16 protein-coding genes are annotated in these 19,765 nt (G+C 70.5%); 14 read left to right on the top strand and 2 right to left on the bottom strand.

What is annotated here, in order from left to right; genetic code table 11:
• Nucleotides 1-17 precede the first annotated feature (17 nt).
• Nucleotides 18-4,097 carry a discoidin domain-containing protein gene (locus AOK17_RS00455; RefSeq protein WP_055610203.1) on the bottom strand — a complete coding sequence of 1,360 codons (4,080 nt, stop codon included), beginning with the start codon at nucleotides 4,095-4,097 and terminating at the stop codon, nucleotides 18-20.
• Nucleotides 4,098-4,479: 382 nt separating this feature from the next.
• Here AOK17_RS00455 and AOK17_RS00450 point away from each other — a divergent pair, with 382 nt between their 5' ends.
• The 13 genes from AOK17_RS00450 to AOK17_RS00390 all read left to right on the top strand — a co-directional run bounded on the left by AOK17_RS00450 (nucleotide 4,480) and on the right by AOK17_RS00390 (nucleotide 18,781).
• A complete protein-coding gene (locus AOK17_RS00450) occupies nucleotides 4,480-6,651 on the top strand; it encodes a DUF8189 domain-containing protein (RefSeq protein WP_055610202.1) in 2,172 nt (723 codons plus the stop codon).
• A 113-nt stretch (nucleotides 6,652-6,764) separates the two neighbouring features.
• Nucleotides 6,765-8,054 (top strand): ABC transporter substrate-binding protein, encoded by a 1,290-nt coding sequence (locus AOK17_RS00445; RefSeq protein WP_055610201.1) that lies wholly within the window; start codon nucleotides 6,765-6,767, stop codon nucleotides 8,052-8,054.
• Nucleotide 8,055: 1 nt separating this feature from the next.
• A complete protein-coding gene (locus tag AOK17_RS00440; protein WP_055610200.1) occupies nucleotides 8,056-8,991 on the top strand; it encodes a carbohydrate ABC transporter permease in 936 nt (311 codons plus the stop codon).
• Entirely contained in the window at nucleotides 8,991-9,839 is an 849-nt protein-coding gene (locus AOK17_RS00435; protein ID WP_055610199.1) for a carbohydrate ABC transporter permease, read from the top strand. The genes AOK17_RS00440 and AOK17_RS00435 overlap by 1 nt, the downstream gene beginning before the upstream one ends.
• Nucleotides 9,836-11,899 carry an alpha-galactosidase gene (locus AOK17_RS00430; protein ID WP_055610198.1) on the top strand — a complete coding sequence of 688 codons (2,064 nt, stop codon included), beginning with the start codon at nucleotides 9,836-9,838 and terminating at the stop codon, nucleotides 11,897-11,899. Before AOK17_RS00435 ends, AOK17_RS00430 begins: the two co-directional genes overlap by 4 nt.
• Before the next feature lie 71 nt (nucleotides 11,900-11,970).
• Nucleotides 11,971-12,744, top strand: coding sequence for an SDR family NAD(P)-dependent oxidoreductase (locus AOK17_RS00425; RefSeq protein WP_055610197.1), 774 nt, complete (start codon nucleotides 11,971-11,973; stop codon nucleotides 12,742-12,744).
• 34 nt (nucleotides 12,745-12,778) lie between these two features.
• Nucleotides 12,779-13,558, top strand: a complete 780-nt coding sequence (locus AOK17_RS00420) for a FadR/GntR family transcriptional regulator (protein WP_055610196.1) — start codon at nucleotides 12,779-12,781, stop codon at nucleotides 13,556-13,558.
• The gene (gene dgoD / locus AOK17_RS00415) at nucleotides 13,555-14,700 is read left to right on the top strand and encodes a galactonate dehydratase (protein WP_055610195.1); all 1,146 of its coding nucleotides are present in this window, start codon (nucleotides 13,555-13,557) and stop codon (nucleotides 14,698-14,700) included. The genes AOK17_RS00420 and dgoD overlap by 4 nt, the downstream gene beginning before the upstream one ends.
• A complete protein-coding gene (locus AOK17_RS00410) occupies nucleotides 14,697-15,515 on the top strand; it encodes a hypothetical protein (RefSeq protein WP_206190631.1) in 819 nt (272 codons plus the stop codon). Before dgoD ends, AOK17_RS00410 begins: the two co-directional genes overlap by 4 nt.
• Before the next feature lie 64 nt (nucleotides 15,516-15,579).
• A complete protein-coding gene (locus AOK17_RS00405) occupies nucleotides 15,580-16,212 on the top strand; it encodes a bifunctional 4-hydroxy-2-oxoglutarate aldolase/2-dehydro-3-deoxy-phosphogluconate aldolase (RefSeq protein WP_055610193.1) in 633 nt (210 codons plus the stop codon).
• Nucleotides 16,213-16,340: 128 nt separating this feature from the next.
• Nucleotides 16,341-17,192, top strand: coding sequence for an SMP-30/gluconolactonase/LRE family protein (locus AOK17_RS00400; RefSeq protein WP_055610247.1), 852 nt, complete (start codon nucleotides 16,341-16,343; stop codon nucleotides 17,190-17,192).
• A complete protein-coding gene (locus AOK17_RS00395; protein ID WP_055610192.1) occupies nucleotides 17,189-18,178 on the top strand; it encodes a sugar kinase in 990 nt (329 codons plus the stop codon). Before AOK17_RS00400 ends, AOK17_RS00395 begins: the two co-directional genes overlap by 4 nt.
• Nucleotides 18,179-18,271: 93 nt before the next feature.
• Nucleotides 18,272-18,781 (top strand): SRPBCC family protein, encoded by a 510-nt coding sequence (locus tag AOK17_RS00390; protein ID WP_055610191.1) that lies wholly within the window; start codon nucleotides 18,272-18,274, stop codon nucleotides 18,779-18,781.
• Nucleotides 18,782-18,801: 20 nt separating this feature from the next.
• On the opposite strand, the gene AOK17_RS00385 is transcribed toward AOK17_RS00390, so the two are convergent.
• Complete coding sequence (locus tag AOK17_RS00385; RefSeq protein WP_055610190.1) at nucleotides 18,802-19,149, bottom strand: VOC family protein; 348 nt, start codon at nucleotides 19,147-19,149, stop codon at nucleotides 18,802-18,804.
• Nucleotides 19,150-19,290: 141 nt separating this feature from the next.
• Here AOK17_RS00385 and AOK17_RS00380 point away from each other — a divergent pair, with 141 nt between their 5' ends.
• Nucleotides 19,291-19,764, top strand: a complete 474-nt coding sequence (locus tag AOK17_RS00380; RefSeq protein WP_055610189.1) for a carboxymuconolactone decarboxylase family protein — start codon at nucleotides 19,291-19,293, stop codon at nucleotides 19,762-19,764.
• Nucleotide 19,765: the final 1 nt, after the last annotated feature.

The following is a 19,765-nucleotide window of genomic DNA, read 5'->3' as shown; positions in this document are numbered from 1 at the left end:
GTGCGTCGGACAGGAACCTACGGGCGCGCTGTCGCGGAGCGGCTGTTGTACGCCTCCACCTTCAGGAGCGGCCGGTGCGAGGGCAGAGCGCGGGCGGGCCAGGACAAGGTGACGGTCTGTGACTCGCCGGGCAGCAGCCACAGGTAGTTGTCGCTGTAGAGCGTCGGCAGCACGCGATGGCCGGTCTTGTCGTTGAGCAGGGACAGCCGGACCATGGCGGCGACGGACCGACCGTGGTTGCGGATGGTGGCGGTCAGTTCGTGACGGGCCCCGGATCGGGACAGGCGCGTCACCGTTCCGGACACCCTGGTCTGCGGCGCCTTGGTCAACGCACGCATGGCTGCCGCGGTGCGATGGCGCCAGTAGGTGTTGTTCGACAGGACGCGGCCGTCGCTGCTCTCCAGAGTCAGGCGCAGCAGGTGCAGGTCGGGCAGATCGTCGGTCCAGGCGCTGGTGAACGCCTTCGCGGTGGAGGCCGGTGCCACGTCCAGCCGTGCGCTCCTGGTCTTGCCGAGCTGCCGGCCCGACAGATCGAACAACCGCGCCGAGACGGTGGCGTTCTTGAGGTCCTTGCGCGTGTGGTTGACGGCCAGGACCTGTCCCTTCGGGTCGGCCTGGACGTGCAGCGGCTCGCAGGCAGTGCGGGCCCCGTAGTACGTACCGTTGACGTCGAAGTCGTAGTCGTAGGTCTGCCAGACCGTGCTGTGCCACGCGGGGTGGGACATCCACAGCATCAGTCCGCTGGCGTTGTCCCACAGGTTCGCGTTCCACGCCTCGAACATGGCGCGCGTGTTCTCGTAGTTGACGAACTGGGCCTTGCGGGCGAAGTCGTCCAGGTCCTCGGTCTCCCCGAGGCGGGCCTCGACGGCTGCCTTGTACGTGTGCGGTGCCTGATTCCCGCGCTCGCTCCAGTCGTGGTAGTACCAGGCGCCGCGGATCGGCCACTCGGGCTCCTCGCCCGTCATGTTCCGGATGCTGGCCGCGGTGGAGACGACCGGCATACCGATCTCGGTGTGGAAGCCGAAGTCCTTGCTGCCGTACGTGGACGGATCGAAGTACTTCTCCGGCTCGACCCAGCCGTAGGGACCGCCGCCGGTGATGATGCCGCCGGCCGAGTTGTTCTGGTAGAGGATGCCGGGGGCCTGCTGTTCGACGGCCTGGCGCATGGCCTTGTCGATGGCGGCGGGCGGGTTGCCCTCGTTTGCTCCGCACCAGATCACCACGCTGGGGTGGATGCGGTACCGCAGGACGGTGTCCCGCGCGATCGAGTTGAAGGCGTCGTGGTCCGGCGGGTCCATGGCCCACGCGTTGGGGAAGTCGTTCCAGACCAGGATCCCGTGCTCGTCGCAGGCGGCGAAGAACTCCTCCCGGTCGCAGGTGCCGACCCAGTTGCGGATCATGGTGAAGTTCATGTCGCGGTGCATCCGTACGGCCGCGTCCATCCGCTCCGGCGGCATCCGGCGCAGCAGTTCGTCCCAGCCCCAGTTGCCGCCGCGGGCAAGAACCCGCACGCCGTTCACGCTGATCTTGAGCGGGTCGGGGGTGTTGGACACGGACTTCACGTCGGTCCACGTGTCCCCGTCGTCGGACACCTGGATCACATAGGTCTTCGGGTAGGCCGGCTCCCACACGATCGCCACCCGGTCGAACCTCTTCGCGGCGCCCAGGTCGACCTGGATCCACTGCTGGTCCTCGTACTGGGACGACCAGCGGGTTCCCGTATCGCCATCGGTGGCGTGCGCGGCCGGGTGGTCGGACTCCTCGGTCGAGGCGGTCGCCTTCTGGCGCAGGGCGAGGTCGGTTCCGGGTTTGGTGCTGTCGATGACGCCGAGGGACCAAAGGGAGTTGCCCCAGCTGGTGTTGCGTACCCCGCAGGCGATACGGACGTAGCGGGCGGTGCGTGCAGCGAAGTCCTCGACCTGGAGGCTGGCGTTGCCGTTGTTGAAGGGCAGCGGCACCGCGCTGTTGTCCACCGACGCCACATCGGTCCAGTCGGCGTCGTTCGAGGAGACCTGGACCAGGTAGGTCTTCGCGTACGCCTGCTCCCAGGTCAGGTCGACCCGGTCGAACGACTGCGAGGACCCGAGGTCGACCCGGATCCACTGGTCGTCCTCGTAGGACGAGGACCAGCGGGTCGCGGGATCGCCGTCCGTCGCATTGGCCGGACCGCGGTCGTCCCCGTCCTTGCTCGACGCGTCGGCGGATGCGTGCAGGGCGAGGTCGACGGAAGGGCGTGCGCTGTCGGACACGGCCAGCGTCCACAGTGAGTTGCCCCAACCGGAGGCCCTGGTCAGGCACTTGATGCGTACGTAACGGGCCTGCTGCCGGTCGAAGGGGACGGACTGGGTGTAGGCGTCCTCGGAGGCGGTGAACGGCAGTGGCACCTCGTACTCGTAGCCGAACTGGCGGATGCCGAACCGGGTGGTGCGGCGGTCGCTCTCGGCGCCGTCGAGCGACGCGACCAGGGTGAGGTCATGCAGGGCGGGGTCACCGAGCCCGTTGGGCCACCACAGTTTCGGGTCGCGCAGCCGGAGTTGCCCGAAGGCGTCGGGGGTGAACGTGACGTCGAGGTTCTCGCCCGCGGGCACGGTGACGACCTTGGACACCCGTACGCCGTTGAAGGCCGCGGAGACCGTCACCTTGTGGTCGGCGGTGTCGGCGTTGCGGACCGGGACGACGACGGTCAGCTCGGCGACCGACACGTCGGGCAGCTTCGGCAGCAGGGTGTCGACACGAGGATCGCCGATCACGACATGGCCGGTGGATCTCAGCCGGACGTGGTTCCAGATACCGGCGGCCCGGTCACGTACCGCGGGCATCCAGTCCCAGCCCGAAGAGGCCAGGTAGGTGGGCGAGTTGAGGTTCATCTGGTTGGCGCCCGCGTCCACCCAGGCCTCGCCGGCGGGGCCCTTGTCGCCGGGGCTGCCGGGCACCGGCATCGGCGTGATCTTCACCGCGAGCGCGTTCGCCTCGCCCGTCGAGAGCAGCTTGGTCACGTCGTGGGACGAGCGGGCGAAGGGAAACGTCAGGTCGCCCACCTGCTTGCCGTTGAGCCAGATGTCGGCCTTGTGGTTGATGCCGTCGAACTCCAGCCAGATCCGCCGCCCGGCTCCGGTGCGCAGACCGCGCGGCAGCTCGAAGTCCCGCTTGTACCACCACGCGTGCCGCGACAGGGCCTCGGGAACATGCAGGTTGTTCAGTCCGGCGACGGGGTCGGGCAGCTTGCCCTGGTCCACCAGCGAGGCCAGGACCGTGCCGGGAACGGTGGCAGGCAGCCAACCGCTGGTGTCGACAGTCGTCTTCGACAGCTCCTTGCCGTCGGCGTCGGCCCAGTCGTCGAGGGTCAGCCGCCAGCCGGACTCCACCGGCACCGTGCCGTCGTCGGCCACAACGAGCTTGGGCGCGGGCCCGGAGTGCTTGCCCCAGTCCGTCCAGCCGGTGGCCGACGGCCGGTGCCCCTTGGGGCTGCCGTAGACCTCGAAGCCGTTCAGGCCGAGGGGATTGGGGTTGGAGCGCTTGCGCGAGGTCATCCGCACCCAGCGAGCGGTGGCGGGGCGCGGCAGCTGGATGTTCACCACTCCGCCGGTGCCGGCCGTCGTGCGGTAGACGCTGGTCCAGGACTCGCGGTCGGTGGATGTCTCGACCACGTACTCGACCGAGTAGCTCGACTGGATCTCTTTGCCCGTGGTGCCGCTGGCCGGATTTCCGGTGGTCGGGGGAGTGAACACCGGGTCGCTCGCGTCGCCTTCGAACGTGAGGCGGATCCACGTGACGTCACAGGCGGCCTGCAGATCGATCGAGATCCACTGCGGGTCGCCCGCCGCGGCCCGCCAGCCGCTGCCCCGAACTCCCGGTGAGGCGAGCCGGTCGACCACGAACGAGCCCGGAGTGGGCGCGTAGGCCGTCGAAGAGACCGTGACGGGGCGGTAGAGCGCCAGCTCACGAGGCGAGGAGGGCGCGGCCGACGCGTCGATGCCCGCCGCGGCGGCGGTCGACGCGGGCAACAGGGAACCAAGTCCGAACCCCGCCAGCAGGGTGGAACCCGTGGTGACGAGGGAGCGTCGCGACAGGCGTGGCGAGCTCGACTGATCTGTCATGAGCGTGATGTCCCATCAAAAGACAGCGGTGCGGGCCGGGTAGGACACGGCACGTGATGCCAACGGATGACAACGTTGCCAAAGGCTGTGACGCGGGAGGGTTTCTGTCAACCCCTGATGCGGAGTTCGACTCTTGAAGCCTCCTCGACCGGCCGCGTAGCACCCCGCCTCGGGCAGCCCTCTCGGATGCCTGAGCAGGGCGAAGTGGCTGCCCGGGCGCCGGTGCGGGGGAGGCGCCACCGGACCTCTTTCTATTAAATTAGGAATTAATATTGACAGGGTTTCGGCCGCACGCCACAGTCTTCGCCGTGACGTCGGTGGCCCCCTGTCGCAGCGCGGCCCGCGTCACGTCCTCGTGCTTCCCAACCCTCGGGAGAGGCAAGTGACTTCACACCCGCAGGTCCGCACACCCGCGGCGTCCAGACTGACGCGCCGTGCCACCGCGGTCGCGATCGCAACCGTGCTGGCGGTGACCGCCGCCCCGGTGGCCACGGCGCAGACCGGCACCGATCGGGGCGCCGCCGACCAGGGCGCGCCCGAGTACTACGACAGTGGTCTCGCGCCCACGCCCTACATGGGCTGGAACACCTACTACGGGCTCGGCGCACCCACCGAACAGGCGGTGCGCTCCGTCGCGGACAAGCTGGTCAGCAGCGGTCTGCGCGACAGTGGCTACGACATCGTGTGGCTGGACGGAGGCTGGCAGGCCGACAACCCACGTGACGCCAAGGGGCGGTTGGCCGCCCATCCGGACCGCTTTCCCTCCGGTATCCCGGCGTTGGTCTCCTACCTGCACAAACGCGGCCTGAAGGCGGGCATCTACACCGACGCCGGCGCCTACGACGGCGGCAAGACCTGCGGCCTCGGCAGCAGGGGCCACTACGAGGAGGACGCCCGGCAGTTCGCCGGCTGGAAGATCGACGCGGTCAAGGTCGACTTCCTGTGCGGCATCGGCGCCAAGCTCGACCCGGGCCCGGCGTTCAAGGAGTTCAGCGACGCGGTGGCCAAGTCCGGCCGCAAGATGCTGCTCAACCTGTGCAACCCGCTCACCGACGACTGGGGCCTGCCGCACACGCCCGAGCAGGACGCGCACAACTCGTACGTCTACGCCCCGACGATCGCCGACTCCTGGCGCACCGGCACGGACATCGCCTGGGGCACCCCGAGCCCCGGACAGTGGCCCAACGTGCTGCGCAACATGGACGCGAACGCCTGGCACCCCGAGGCGCAGGGACCGGGCCACTACAACGACCCGGACTACCTCATCCCCATGCGGCGCATGGGCGACGGATCCCTGGAGCTGACGCAGGAGGAGTCCACCACGCAGTTCGTGATGTGGGCCGAGATGGGTTCGCCGCTGGTCATCGGATCCGATCCGCGCACCCTGTCGGACTCGATGATCGAGACGCTGCGCAACCCGGAGATCATCGCCGTCGACCAGGACCCCCTCGCCATCCAGGGCGTACGGGTGGCCAGTGACTCCGTGGGCGACGTCTACAGCAAGGTCCTCGCGGGTGACGGCAGGCGCGCGGTCGTGCTGCTCAACCGCTCCGACAAGGCGGTCGAGCGCACGGTCAAGTTCTCCGACGTCGGGCTCGGCGGCGGGGTGAAGGTGCGTGACCTGCGGGCCAGGGCGGACCGGGGTTCCCACGCCGAGTCGTACACGGTCGAGGTCCCCGCGCACGGCACCGCGTTCCTGAAGCTGACCGGCGCCGACGCCCTGCCCGGCACCAGCCTGCGCCAGAAGGCCACGGCGAGCCCGGCAGTGGTGCGCGACGGCGACACGCTCACGACGTTCCTGCGCGGACCGAACGGCTCCCTCGTCCAGCACACGGCCACCGCCGACGGCAACGGCAGGGCCCGGCCGCGGGACCTCGGCGGCCCGACAAAGGGCAGGATCCTCGGCCAGCCCGCCGCGTACGCCTCGGCCGGCGGCCGGATCGACGTCTTCGTTCGCGGCACCGACTCCCGGGTGTACCGGCGGGTCCTCGCCGACGGCCGCTGGGGCACCTGGCAGAACCTGGGCGGCCGGGTGAGCGACGCGCCGTCGGTGGCGTTCACCGACCCCGGCCACTGGACGCTGTTCGCCACCGGCTCCGACGGACAGGTCGTGCAGCGCGGCCCGTCGTCCGGCTGGTCCTCGCTCGGCATGCCCGGTGATCGGCCCGTGTACGGGCGGCCGTCCGCCGCCGTCGACTCCCAGGGGCGGGTCCACGTGGCCGTGCGCTCCGCGGCGGACGACGTGTGGACGCGGTCCAGGGAGGCGTCGGCGTCGGGGGAGTGGTCGCCGTGGACATCGCTCGGCGGGACCGTCAGCGGCAGCCCGACGCTCGTCACCGTGGGAGACGCCGTGGTGCTGTACGCGCGGGCCTCCGACTACACGCTCTGGCAGCAGCGGTACGAGAACGGCGGCTGGCAGGGCTGGACCAAGCGGCAGGAGTTCCCCAGCGCGGCCTTCGAGGGCGCGCTCGGAGCGGTGGCAGGGCCGGACGGCACGGTCGACGCGGTGTTCCGCGGAGTCGACGGCTACGTGCACCGGACCCAGTTCAAATAAATTAGTAATTATTCTTGACGTGGCGTGAGTGCCACGCGAATCTGTATCCGCGCGAGCGGGGCCCGGCCGTCAGGAGGGCCGCCCCGCTCGCGCGGATCCACAGGGAGCCATCCATGACGAACCATCAGACCGGCCGACGCCGGTTCCTCGCAGGACTCGGTGCCGCCGGGACGGCGGCGCTGCTCAGCGGCTGTGTCACCTCCACCTCCTCCGGCAAGAGCTCCTCCAAGGGCGCGGTGACCCTCCAGTCCAACGTGTCCGCACCGCAGGCCAAGGCCGCGATGCAGGACCTCGTCGCCGCGTACGGCAAGAAGGGGTCGGCGCGCGCCAGCCTCAACACGGTCGCCGCGGAGACCTTCCGCACCCAGCTGCCGACCTACCTGACCTCCGCCAACCCGCCGGACGTGTACACCTGGTACCCCGGCTCGGTGGCGGACGCCTACGCGAAGAAGGACCTGCTGCTGGACCTCGGTGAGGTCTGGAGCTCCTCGCCCGACCTCAAGAGCTACTCCAAGGCACTGAACTCCCTGTGCACCGCGACCTCGGGCAAGAAGGTCTTCGTCCCCGCCACCTACTACTGGTGGGGCATGTTCTACCGGAAGTCCAACTTCGCGAAGTGGGGCGTGAGCGAGCCCAAGAGCTGGGACGACTTCCTCGACCTGTGCGACAAGCTCAAGAGCAAGGGCGTCGACCCGATAGGCCTCGGCGCGGGCGGCAACACCGCCTGGGTGGCCTCGGCCTGGTTCGACTACCTCGACATCCGGATCAACGGCGCCGAGTACCACCGCGAACTCCTCGCCGGGAAGCACCGGTTCGACGACCCCGAGGTGCGCAAGGTCTTCGACCGCTGGCAGGAGGTGCTGCCGTACTTCGACCCGAACGGCGACGCCGTCCCCTTCCAGGACGCCACGACCGCCCTGCTCAACGGCCGCACCGGCATGATGCTCATCGGCACCTTCTTCGCCGACGCCGCCCCCAAGGACGCGCTCGACGACATCGACTTCTTCCGCTTCCCCGTCATCGACCCGAAGATCCCGCTCGCCGAAGAGGCCCCGGTCGACGGCTACTTCGCCAGCGCCCGCACCGGCCGCCGCGACCAGGTCGTCGACCTGATGAGCTACCTGGCCACCGCCGAGTCCCAGGAGATCTACATCAAGGGCTCGTCGGGCACCGTCCTGCCGTGCAACCCGAAGGCGAAGGACGCCGGCACCGCCCTGGTGAAGAAGGGCCGCGCGCACGTCGAGGAGGCCGCCGAGATCACCCAGTTCTTCAACCGGGACTCCAGCGACGCCCTCCAGCCCACCGCGGACACCGCACTGACCAGGTTCCTGGCCAAGCCGAAGGAGATCGGCAGCATTCTCACCGGCTGGCAGCGCGACGCCGAGAAGATCTGGAACGCCTGACATGGCAGTCCTGACCGCGCCCGAACGGAAGTCCCCGGCCCCGCCGTCGCCCCGCGGCAGGCGGACCGGGGGCCCCCGCCGTACACCCCCGCTGGTGCTCGCGTTCGTCCTCGTCCCGCTCCTCGCCGAAGCGGTATGGGTGTTCTGGCCCGCCCTGCAGGGCTTCTACCTCGCCCTCACCCGCTGGGACGGAGTCTCCCCACCGCAGTTCGTCGGCCTGGACAACTTCCGGGAGATGGCCCACGACGAGGTCTTCCGCAGCGCGGCCGGCCACACCGTCCTGTGGCTCGTGCTCTTCGGCGGCCTGTCCGCCCTGCTGGGCCTCGCCGCCGCGCTGCTGCTCCAGCAGGAGCGGCGCGGCGTCGGCTTCTACCGCGCGGCCCTGTTCCTGCCCGTCGTCTTCTCCCTGGTCGCCACCGCCCTCGTCTGGCAGGCGATCTACCAGCCCGACGGCGTCCTGAACCAACTCCTGGAATCGGTCGGCCTCGGCAACCTGCGCCACGCCTGGCTCGCCGACCAGGACACCGCCCTGTACGCGGTCATCGTGCCCGCGCTCTGGCGGCAGATCGGCTACGTCATGGTCCTCTACCTCGCCGGCCTCAAGGGCATCGACCCGGCCCTGTACGAGGCCGCCAAGGTCGACGGCGCGAGCGCCTGGCAACGCCTTCGCCACGTCACCCTGCCCCAACTGCGCAGCGTCAACGCGGTCGTCCTGTCCGTCATCGTCATCGACTCGCTGCGCTCCTTCGACGTCGTGTGGTCGCTGACCCGCGGCGGCCCTTACCACTCGTCCGAGCTGCTGAGCACCTACATGTACTCAACCGCCTTCCAGTCCCTGCGACTCGGCTACGGCTCCGCACTCGCCGTCGTCATCTTCGTCCTGGCCTTCGGCGTCATCTGCTCCTATCTCGTCCGCGCGTTCCGGGAGGCCGACTGATGTCCGCCACGTCCACGGCCCTGCGCCGCAAGCGGGCCGCGACCGCCGGATTCCACCTGGGCGCCGGGGCGTTGGCCCTCCTGTGGCTGCTGCCCATCGCCCTGGTCCTCGTGACCAGCCTGCGCTCCTTCGACGACATCGCCGCGAACGGCCTGGGCAGCTGGCCGCAGTCCTTCACCCTCGACAACTTCGGCCAGGCCTGGAACGACGGTGGCCAGCAGCGCGCCCTCATCAACAGCCTGCTGGTCACCGTGCCCTGCGTCCTGGTGACGCTCGCGCTCGCCGCCATGGCCGCCTTCTCGCTCAGCCGTTACGAAATGCCCTTCCGGCGCTCCCTGTTGCTGCTCATGCTCGGTGGCAACCTGCTTCCGCCGCAGATCCTGCTCATCCCGGTCTCCAAGCTCAGCGAGCAGATGGGCGTCTTCGACACGCTGCCCGCGCTGATCGGCGTACAGATCGGCTTCGGCGTCGGCTTCTACGTCTTCGTCCTGCACGGCTTCATGCGCGGGATACCCGCGGAGATCCAGCAGGCGGCGGTCGTCGACGGCGCAGGGCCCTGGCAGATCTTCTGGCGGATCATCCTCCCGCTCACCCGCCCCGCCCTGGCCGCCCTCAGCGCCCTGTCCTTCACCTGGATCTTCAACGACCTGCTCTGGGCGATCACCGTGCTGCGCAGCGACACCAAGATGCCGATCACCGCGGCTCTCATAGGACTTCAGGGACAGTACGTATCGATGTGGAACGTGATCGCCGCCGGCTCGGTCATCGCCGCCGCGCCCACCGTGATCGTGTTCCTGCGGTTCCAGCGGCACTTCGTGGCCGGCCTCAACCTGGGAGCGGTGAAGTGACGTCGTACCCGCGCTGGACGCTGCGCACCGAGCACAGCAGCTACACCGTCCGCCTGTCCCCGGACGGACCCTGGGCCGAACTCGACGCCTGGGGCCCGCTCGGCGTCGAAGACGGCCCCTCCGCCCTCGACTGGTCCCGTCGCACCCACTTCGTCACCCCCGCCGACGCGGCGCCCGCCGAGTATCTGCCGTACGGGCTAAGGCCGTTCACCGGATCCGAGCTGATCGCGGCACGACCGGGGCAGGACCGTGGCGTGTGGTGGGACTTCGACGGCGCGGAGGAGGGCGAAGGCAGCCTGCGGCTCACCTTCACCGACGACGTCCTGGGACTGCGTACGGTCCTCTGCTACGAGACGGTTCCGGGCACGGACGTGATCCTCCGCTGGACCGAACTGACCTCCACGGAGGAACTGCGCCTGGAGCGACTCGACTCGGCCGCCGTGAACATCCCCGTCACGGGTACCGCACGGCTGACCTACCTCACCGGCCAGTGGTCCCAGGAGTTCCAGCGCACCCAACTCGACCTGACACGAGGCACGTTCACCATGGGCAGCCTCCAGGGCGCACCCGGACACGGGTACGCGCCCTGGCTCGCCGTACAGGACGGAGTGGCCGAGGCGGCTTATGGAATCGCCCTCGAATGGCCCGGCAACTGGCACATGACGGCCGAGGCAGAGCCTGGCGGCAGTGTGCGCGTCCGCGCCGGGCGGGTCCCGCACGAGGGAGTCGTCCACCTGACCCCCGGCGAGACCCTCTCCACCCCCCGCCTCGCCTGCGCCTTCAGCCCCGACGGCCTCGACGGGCTCTCCCGCGTCTGGCACCGCTACGAACGCCACCTGACCGGCGAGCGACTGCACCGCCCCCGCAAGGTGCTCTACAACTCCTGGGAGGCCACCGGCTTCGACGTCGACGCGGCCGGCCAACTGGAACTGGCCAAGCTGGCCGCCGACATCGGCGCCGAGCTGTTCGTCGTCGACGACGGATGGTTCACCGGCCGTGGCGACGACACCGGGGGACTGGGCGACTGGTACCCGGACCCGGCGGCGTTCCCGCAGGGTTTCGGCCCGTTCGTCGAGGACATCCGGGCGCTCGGGCTGGACTTCGGCCTGTGGGTCGAGCCCGAGGCCGTCAGCCCGGCCAGCCGCCTGTACGCCGAACACCCCGAATGGGTCTACCGGATCGAGGGCCGCCCCGCCCGCCTGGTCCGCAACCAGCTGCTGCTCGACCTGGGCCGCACGGACGTCCAGGACTTCGTGATCGGCACGCTCGACCGGCTGCTCGGCGCCTACGACATCAGCTACGTCAAGTGGGACATGAACCGGCCGCCCACCGAGCGCGGGCGCCCCGGTGACGGACCTGTCGACCTGGACGCGGAGCATGTCGCCGGGTACCTGCGCGTCCTGGACCACCTGCGCGCCACCCACCCCGACGTCACCGTCGAGGGCTGCGCGGGCGGCGGCGCCCGCATCGAGCACGCGACCCTCGCCCGCACCGACGTCGTCTGGCCCAGCGACAACACAGCACCCCTGGACCGGCTCTCGATCCAACACGGGTTCCTGCACGCCCACGCCCCGCACGTCATGAGCTCCTGGGTCACCGACGCCCCCGGCATCTTCGACCCGCGCCCCCGCAGTCTCGCCTTCCGCTTCGTCAACGCCATCTGTGGGGTCCTCGGGATCGGCGCCGACCTGCGAGCCTGGACACCGGAGGAGCGGGCCGAGGCCGCCGGGTGGATCGCCCGGTACAAGAAGGTGAGGGACGTCGTCCATCGGGGAGATGCCCGCCTTCTCGGCACACCGCACGACAGCACCTGCGGCGTGCAGTACGACCTCGGCGACCGTACGGTCGTCGCCGCCCTCGGCACCGGTCGCCTGGACGGGGCCCCGCTCGTGCCCGGGCGGCCCGACCGGCTGCGGCTGCGGGGCATGGATCCGACGGCGCACTACCGGGACACCGCGACGGGGACGACGTACAGCGGATCCCATCTGCTCCACTACGGACTGCCGTTCCGGTGGAGCGCCGGCCATGACGCCGGACTGGTGGTGCTGATACGGCAGTGAGCCCGGTCCGGCATATGTTCTTAAGGCGGTCGATCAACCGTCCCACGCCCGCGAAGGAGTCGAACCCCACGATGGACCAGCCTCTACGACGGCACGGCGCCCGCTTCGACGGCCGCACGGCCGTGGTCACCGGAGCGGCCTCCGGCATCGGAGCCGCCACGGCCGCACGCCTCGCCGAGGAGGGAGCCGCCGTCGTGCTCGTCGACCTGGCCGAGGAGCGGGGCGAGGCCGTGGCGGAGCGGATCGGCAAGGACGGCGGGCGGGCCCGGTTCGTGACCGCCGACGTCGCCGTCGAGGAGGACTGGGCCCGGGTGGTCGCCGCGGCGCACAGCTACGGGCCCGTGGACGTCCTCGTCAGCAACGCCTTCACCGTCGACGTCACCCCCGCCCACGAGATGTCCCTTCCCTCGTGGCAGCGGCAGCTCGACGTCAACCTCACCGGCAGCTTCCTCGGCTTCCGGGCGGCGCTGCCCGATCTGCGGGACCGGCGGGGCGCGGTCGTGCTGACCTCGTCCGTCCACGCCCACAAGGGCATCCCAGGCCATCCCGCCTACGCCGCCTCAAAGGGAGCCCTGCTCTCCCTGTGCGCCCAACTCGCCGTCGAATACGGTCCCGAAGTGCGCGTCAACGCCGTTGTGCCGGGTCCGATCCTGACCGCCGCCTGGGACAGGCTTCCGCCCGAGGACCGGGAACGCAGCGTCGCCGAGACCGCGGTGCGCCGCTTCGGCTCCCCCGAGGAGGTCGCCGCGGCCATCGCGTTCCTCAGCGCCGAAGAAGCCTCCTACATCACCGGGACGAGTCTTGTCGTGGACGGCGGCTGGAGCGTCGTCAAGGCCTCCGCATGACCACGCTCCCTCACCAGCAGAAAGGCTGTACGACATGACGCCCTATGCCCGTCGCGGAGTGCACGGCCAGACCGTGGAACTCCTCGCCCGCCGCATCCTGGGCGGTGAGATCCCCGAGGGGGCCACGCTGGACCTGGTGGCGCTGCAGAGCGAGCTGGACGTGAGCCTGACCGCGCTGCGCGAGTCGCTCAAGGTGCTCGCCGCCAAGGGAATGGTCGACGCCCGCCAGCGGCGCGGCACCTTCGTGCGTACCCGCGCCGAGTGGAACCTGCTCGACGCCGACGTGCTGCGCTGGCAGTTCGAGGGCGGCCGTACCAACGCGTCCGACCGGGCGCTGCTGCACAATCTCGCCGAAGTACGCGCCATCATCGAACCCGCCGCCGTGCGTCTGGCCGCCGAGCGCCGCACCGACGAGGACCTGGCCGCCCTGGACGCCGCCATCGAGGCGATGGGGGAGCGGGACAACGGCGCCGCCCACGCAGTCGAGGCCGACCTCGCCTTCCACCGTGCCCTGCTCAACGCCACCCACAACGAACTCCTCGAACGCATGGAGATGGTCATCGAGTCCGGCCTGGCCCACCGCGACCGCATCGTGCACAGCTCCCCGCACAGCGAGGACCCGGTCCCGGCCCACCGCGCCGTCCTGGACGCCGTACGCGACCGGGACGCGGGGGCCGCAGAGGCCGCGATGCGTGCCCTGCTCGACCAGGCCGGCCGCGACCTGGACCGCGTCGGCGACTCCGATTCGGACTCCGACTCCGACTCGGTTTCCGGTTCCGGTTCCGATTCCGTGGAAGGCTCCCGCTCCCAGTGAAGATCACCCGCATCGAGACCTTCCTGGTCCCGCCCCGCTGGCTGTTCTGCCGCGTCGAGACCGACGAGGGCGTGGTCGGCTGGGGAGAACCGGTCGTCGAAGGGCGCGCCGAAGTCGTCCGGGCCGCCATCGACGTCCTGGCCGAATACCTCATCGGCCAGGACCCGCTGCGCATCCAGGACCACTGGCAGGTGCTCACCAAGGGCGGCTTCTACCGGGGCGGCCCGGTCCTCTCCAGCGCCGTCGCCGGCCTCGACCAGGCCCTGTGGGACATCGCCGGGAAGGCGTACGGCGCGCCCGTGCACGCCCTGCTCGGCGGCCCGGTGCGCGACCGCGTCCGGGTCTACGCCTGGGTGGGCGGCGACGAACCCGCCGAACTGACCGAGCAGATAACCGCCCAGGTCGAAGCGGGCTTCACCGCAGTGAAGATGAACGCCGCCGGAGCCACCTCACCGGTCCCCACCGCCGCCGAGACCGCCGCGGTCGTAGGCCGAGTTGCCGCCGCCCGCGAGGCACTCGGCCCGGACCGCGACGTCGCCGTCGACTTCCACGGCCGCTTCACCGCCGCGGGCGCCCGCCGCGTCCTCGCCGAACTCGCCCCGCTGCACCCGCTGTTCGTCGAGGAACCCGTCGTACCCGAGCAGGGCCATCTGCTGGCCGGCCTGGTCTCCGCCAGTCCCGTACCGCTCGCCACCGGTGAACGCCTCTACGGGCGCGCCGAGTTCCTGCCCGTACTCACCGCGGGCATCGCGGTCGCCCAGCCCGACCTGTCCCACGCCGGCGGCATCTCGGAGGTGCACCGCATCGCCTCACTCGCCGAGACCTACGGGGCCCAGCTCGCCCCGCACTGCCCGCTCGGCCCCATCGCGCTCGCGGCCAGTCTCCAAGTAGCCTTCGCCACCCCGAACTTCCTGATCCAGGAGCAGAGCCGCGGCATCCACTACAACAAGGACGCCGACCTGCTGTCCTACGTGGTCGACCCGGAGCCGTTCCGGTTCGTCGACGGTCACGCCCCGCGCGGCGACGCCCCCGGCCTCGGTATCACTGTCGACGAGGACGCCGTACGCGCCGCCGACCGCACCGGCCATGCCTGGCGCAACCCTGTGTGGCGGCACGCCGACGGTTCCTTCGCGGAGTGGTGACCGCACCGATGGACATCGTCACCGACCTTGCCCACGGCGGCCGTTGGACCTCACTGCGCACCGCGGGGCGCGAATGGCTCTGGCGGCGCGAGGCACCCGAGCGGCAGAACGTGTCACCGGGTGACACCTTCGTGGACGCGGGCGGACTGGAGGAGTGCATCCCCACGGTCCGCGGCACCCCCGACCACGGTGACGCCTGGTCACGGCCCTGGACACGCGACGGTGACAGCGACGTCCTCCACTGCGAGCGCTTCACCCTGACCCGCACGATCCGTGGCACCGCGGAGGGAGCCGAGGCGGACTACGTGCTGAAGGCCGACGCGGGCTTCCGTTTCGTGTGGGCCGCGCACGCCCTGCTCGACCTCTCCGACCGCGCGACGCTGCACATCCGCGACGGAGCGAACACCCGCCTCTTCCCCGAGGCGGCACCGCTGCTGGAGGGGACATGGCCGCAAGGCGCCGCCTGGGTCGAAGGGAACTGGCCCGCACCCTGCGGACTGCGCCTCGACCAGCTCGGTCCGGACGACGGCACCGCCGTCGGAGCCGTCGTGGACGCCGCCCGCTGCTGCGTCCACGACCAGGCCGACCGGCTGTCGCTGGCCCTCGAAGCCGACGGACAGCCCGTGTCCATCGCCCTGTGGCGCAACCTGGGCGGCTTCCCCGCCGCGCACCCCTACCGCAGCACGGGCGTCGAACCGATGCTCGGCCGCGTCTTCGACCTCGCAGAGGCGGGCCCCGGCGACGCTGCGTGGGTACCCCAGTCGGGCGAGGTGCGGTGGCGGCTGACACTGACCGCGAACTGCCGCTGTACCTGAACCGACCTGCCTGAACCGACGCGTGTGAACCAGTCTGAATCTGCGTGAAAAGGAGAGCTCGTCCATGGATCTGCGAGCGGCCCTGGCCGCCCACCGCCTGGTCGCGATCATCCGCGGCACCGACCCCGACGCCTCGGTACGCACCGTGCTGGCCCTCGCCGAGGAAGGCGTCGAGCTGATCGAGGTCTCCCTGACCGGCGCGGACGCCCTGTCCGTCATCGAGCAGGCGCGCAAGGAGCTCGGCCCCGACCGGCCCCTCGGCGCCGGCACGGTCCTGACCGCCGACGACGCCCGCGCCGCCCAGCGGGCCGGCGCGAACTTCGCCGTCACGCCCGCACTCGGTGAGGGCGTCGTCGCGGCACACGAACTCGGCCTGCCCGTCCTGGCCGGCGTGATGACCCCCACCGAAATCGTGGCCGCACGCCCCCTCGGTGCCGCCGCGCTGAAGATCTTCCCGGCCGCGGAGGCCGGCGGCCCCGCCTACCTCAAGGCACTGCGGGGCCCGTTCCCGGACGAGTTGTTCGTTCCGGTGGGCGGTGTCGACGAGGCTGCCGCCCGGGCGTACCTGGCGGCCGGGGCGACCGCGGTCGGAGTCGGCTCGCCGCTGATCGGAGACGCCGCCGACGGCGGCAGCCTGACCGCGCTGCGCGAACGAGCCCGCGCCTTCTTGACCGTCGTACGGAAAGACACGCCGTGACCGGATCCGCAGCGCACACCGAAGGCCCAGCCGGGGGCGCGACGGCCGGAGCCGGGCTCGGGGTCGGGGTCGGGGTCGGAGCCGGACTCAAGGTAGGAGGAGGCGCCGAAGCTCTCCGCCCCGACCGTCTGGAGCTCGGCGAGGGCATCCGCTGGACTGACCGCGGCATCGTGCTCGTGGACATCCTCGCCGGCCGCCTGCTCACCGCCGTCGGCCATCCCGCCGACCCCCTGCGGCAACTGGCCCAACTGCCCGTTCCCCTGGGCGCGGTGGCCCCCGTGGCCGATGCTCCCGGCACCTGGATCGCCGCCGCGGGCACCGGGATCTGCCTGCTCGAACCCGACGGGTCGACGCGGTGGCTGGCACAGCCCGACGCGGATGCCGCACGGCCCATGCGCATGAACGACGCGACCACCGACCCCTTCGGCCGCTTCTGGGCGGGCAGCATGTCCTACGGCGCCGACGAGGGAGCCGGTTCCCTCTTCCTGGTGGACCACGACGGCACGGTGACCCGCGTCCTCGACGACATCACGGTGCCGAACGGGCCGGCCTTCACGGCCGACGGCGCCACCATGTACCTGGCCGACAGCGCCCGAGGAGTCATCAGGCGCTACCCGGTCGACCCGGCCACCGCCGAACTCGGGCCCCCGGAGGTGTTCGTCACCGTCGACGACGGCAGCCCCGACGGCATGGTGGTGGACGTCGAAGGCGCCCTCTGGGTGGCGGTGTGGGGCACGGGATCCGTACGCCGGTATCTGCCGGACGGCCGCCTCGACCGCACGCTGGGTCTGCCCGCACGACAGCCCGCCGGTGTGTGCCTGCAGGAGGACCTCCTCCACATCACGACCGCCCGTGTGGGACTCGCAGAGCCGGGCCCCTACGACGGCGCGGTGTTCACCGCCCGAGTCGACGTACCGGGCCGATTGGCGACTGCATACCGCTATGACGGATCGGTTCCGCTCCCGGGGGAGAGGTCATGAAGGACGGCTGGAGGCCTGCCGAAGGTCCGGTGGTCTGCATCGGGGAGACCATGGCCGCCCTGGCTCCCGGCCCCTCCGAATCGCTGGAGACCGCCGAGGACCTGCGTGTGTCGGTGGCCGGGGCCGAGTCGAACGTGGCGATGTACCTGGCGGACATCGGCATCCCCGTCTCCTGGCTGTCGGCGCTGGGCGACGACGCGTTGGGACGGCGTGTGCGTGCCGCGGTCGGCGCGGCGGGCGTCGACGTCGGCGGCGTACGATCCGATCCGGAACGGCCCACAGGCCTGCTCGTGAAGGAGCCGACCGGCACCCGTACCCGCGTCCACTACTACCGCGGCAACTCGGCGGCCTCGGCCCTGGGACCCGACGTACTGGACAACGAGAGACTGCGGTCGGCCTCCCTCGTCCACCTGACGGGCGTGACCCCGGCACTGTCCCCGTCCTGCCGGAGCCTGGTCGTGGCGGCGCTCGCCACCCCGCGCGCCGAGCGCCCGTACGCCATCAGCTTCGACGTCAATCACCGCCCGGCCCTGTGGCCGCCCAGGACCGCTGCCGCCGTGCTGCGCGACCTGGCCGACCGCGCCGACATCACCTTCGTCGGCCTCGACGAGGCGCAGGAACTCTGGGGCGCCGACCTCGAACCGGCCGACGTACGGAAACTGTTGCCGCATCCGCGTCTCCTCGTCGTCAAGGACGGCGGCCATGCGGCCACCGCCTTCGGCGACGAGGGCGCGTGGACCGTGCCCGCCCTGCGCACGGAGGTGGTGGAGCCCGTCGGCGCGGGAGACGCTTTCGCCGCCGGATTCCTGACCGGCCTGCTGCGCGGCGGGGGGATGGAACGCGTGCTGCGGCTCGGACACATCACGGCCGCGTCGGCACTCAAGGTGACGGGTGACCATGGCCCGCTGCCGGACGCCGCCCGGATCAAACGGCTCCTCGACCTCCCGGCACACGAGTGGGAGACAGAGGCCGACGGCCGCCCCTGAAAGTCCAGTTCATAGGCGTCACCCTCCGTTGTGGAAGCCTGTGCCATGATGGTTACCGGCGAGTAATTAGTGTGCCGGGAAAAGGAGTCCATCGTGGCCCGTACGTTCACCGTGTCCCGCAGCGTCCTCATAGAGGTGCCACCGGCTGTCGCGTACGACGCGATCAGCCGCCCTGCCCTGATGGGGCGCTGGAGCCCGGAGAACCTCGGTGCGACGGTGTCGGCGCCCGATGAATCGGCTTCACTCGGGGTGACTTTCGAAGGGCGCAACAAGCGTGGCGCCTTCCGCTGGGTGACCCGATGCACGGTGACGGCGGCAGAGCCGGGCAGCCGTTTCGCCTTCCGGGTGCACGCCATCGGGCTCAACCGCCCCCGCCTGAGAGCCCCGATCGCCACCTGGGAGTACCGCTTCGAGCAGGACGGCGATGGCACGCGGGTGACCGAGACCTGGACCGACGACCGACGCTCCTGGCCGACCTTCGTGACCAACGTGTTCGACCGCGTGGCCACCGGAGGCCACACGTTCGCGGACTTCCAGGTGCGCAACATCGACAGGACCCTGAGCAACTTGAAGCGGGAGCTCGAAACGGCCACTCAGTCCTGACGCTGGGGCACTGGATGGTGTCATTGGTGGCTCAGCACATTGACCACCTTGCCGTTGGGGTCACGGACGAAGAACCGGCGTACTCCCCACTCCTCGTCCTGCAACGGGTGCACGATCTCCGCGCCGCTCTCCCGCATCGCCGCATGGACCGCATCCACGTCGTCCACCTCGACACTCATGTCGGGCACGACGGGCGCGCTCTTGTCCTGGCTCATGAAGGTGACCTGCGCCGTGGGGTTGGAAGGGGAGGCGAGCGTCATGACCCAGCCCAGGTTCATGACCTCCTCGAAGCCCAGGAGGCCGTAGAAGTCGCGGCTCTCCTCCATGGCGTCCGATCGGATGTCGGGCATGACTCGGCGGATGGACATGGGCGACTCCTGCTGACGGGCGAGAGTGGACGTGCTCCCGATTCTCCCCTACTGAGACGCGCGTCACATTCGGCGATGTCACATCTCGCCGGGCCGGCCCGTCGTAGAGGTGTATCCGCCAGCAACGGCAAGGAGTGCATCATGGAAGCCCGTTTGAACCTTTTCGAGATCCCGCTCGCAGTCAAGTCCCTGAAGCACATCGTCACGGCGGGCAAGGTGTTGGGGGAGTCGACAGTGCCGGCCGCGACCCAGGAGCTGGTCAGGCTCCGGGCCAGCCAGATCAACGGCTGCGGCTTCTGCACCGACATGCACACCAAGGACGCGGCCCACGCGGGGGAGACCTCGGTGCGCCTCAACCTGGTCGCGGCCTGGCGTGAGGCCACGGTGTTCACCGACGCCGAGCGCGCGGCCCTGGAACTGACGGAACAGGGCACCCGCATCGCCGACGCGGCCGGTGGGGTCACGGACGAGGCCTGGGCGAACGCCGCCAAGTACTACGACGAGGAGCAGCTCGCCTCTCTGGTGTCGATCATCGCCATCATCAACGCCTTCAACCGCCTGAACGTCATGGTCCAGCAGCCCGCAGGGGACTACCAGCCCGGGCAGTTCGGGTAAC

This window comes from Streptomyces phaeochromogenes, assembly GCF_001418655.1.
In the GTDB taxonomy this organism is placed as follows: domain Bacteria; phylum Actinomycetota; class Actinomycetes; order Streptomycetales; family Streptomycetaceae; genus Streptomyces; species Streptomyces phaeochromogenes.
The sequence above is the reverse complement of the archived record's forward strand: the minus strand, read 5'-3'. Positions and strand labels throughout refer to the sequence as shown.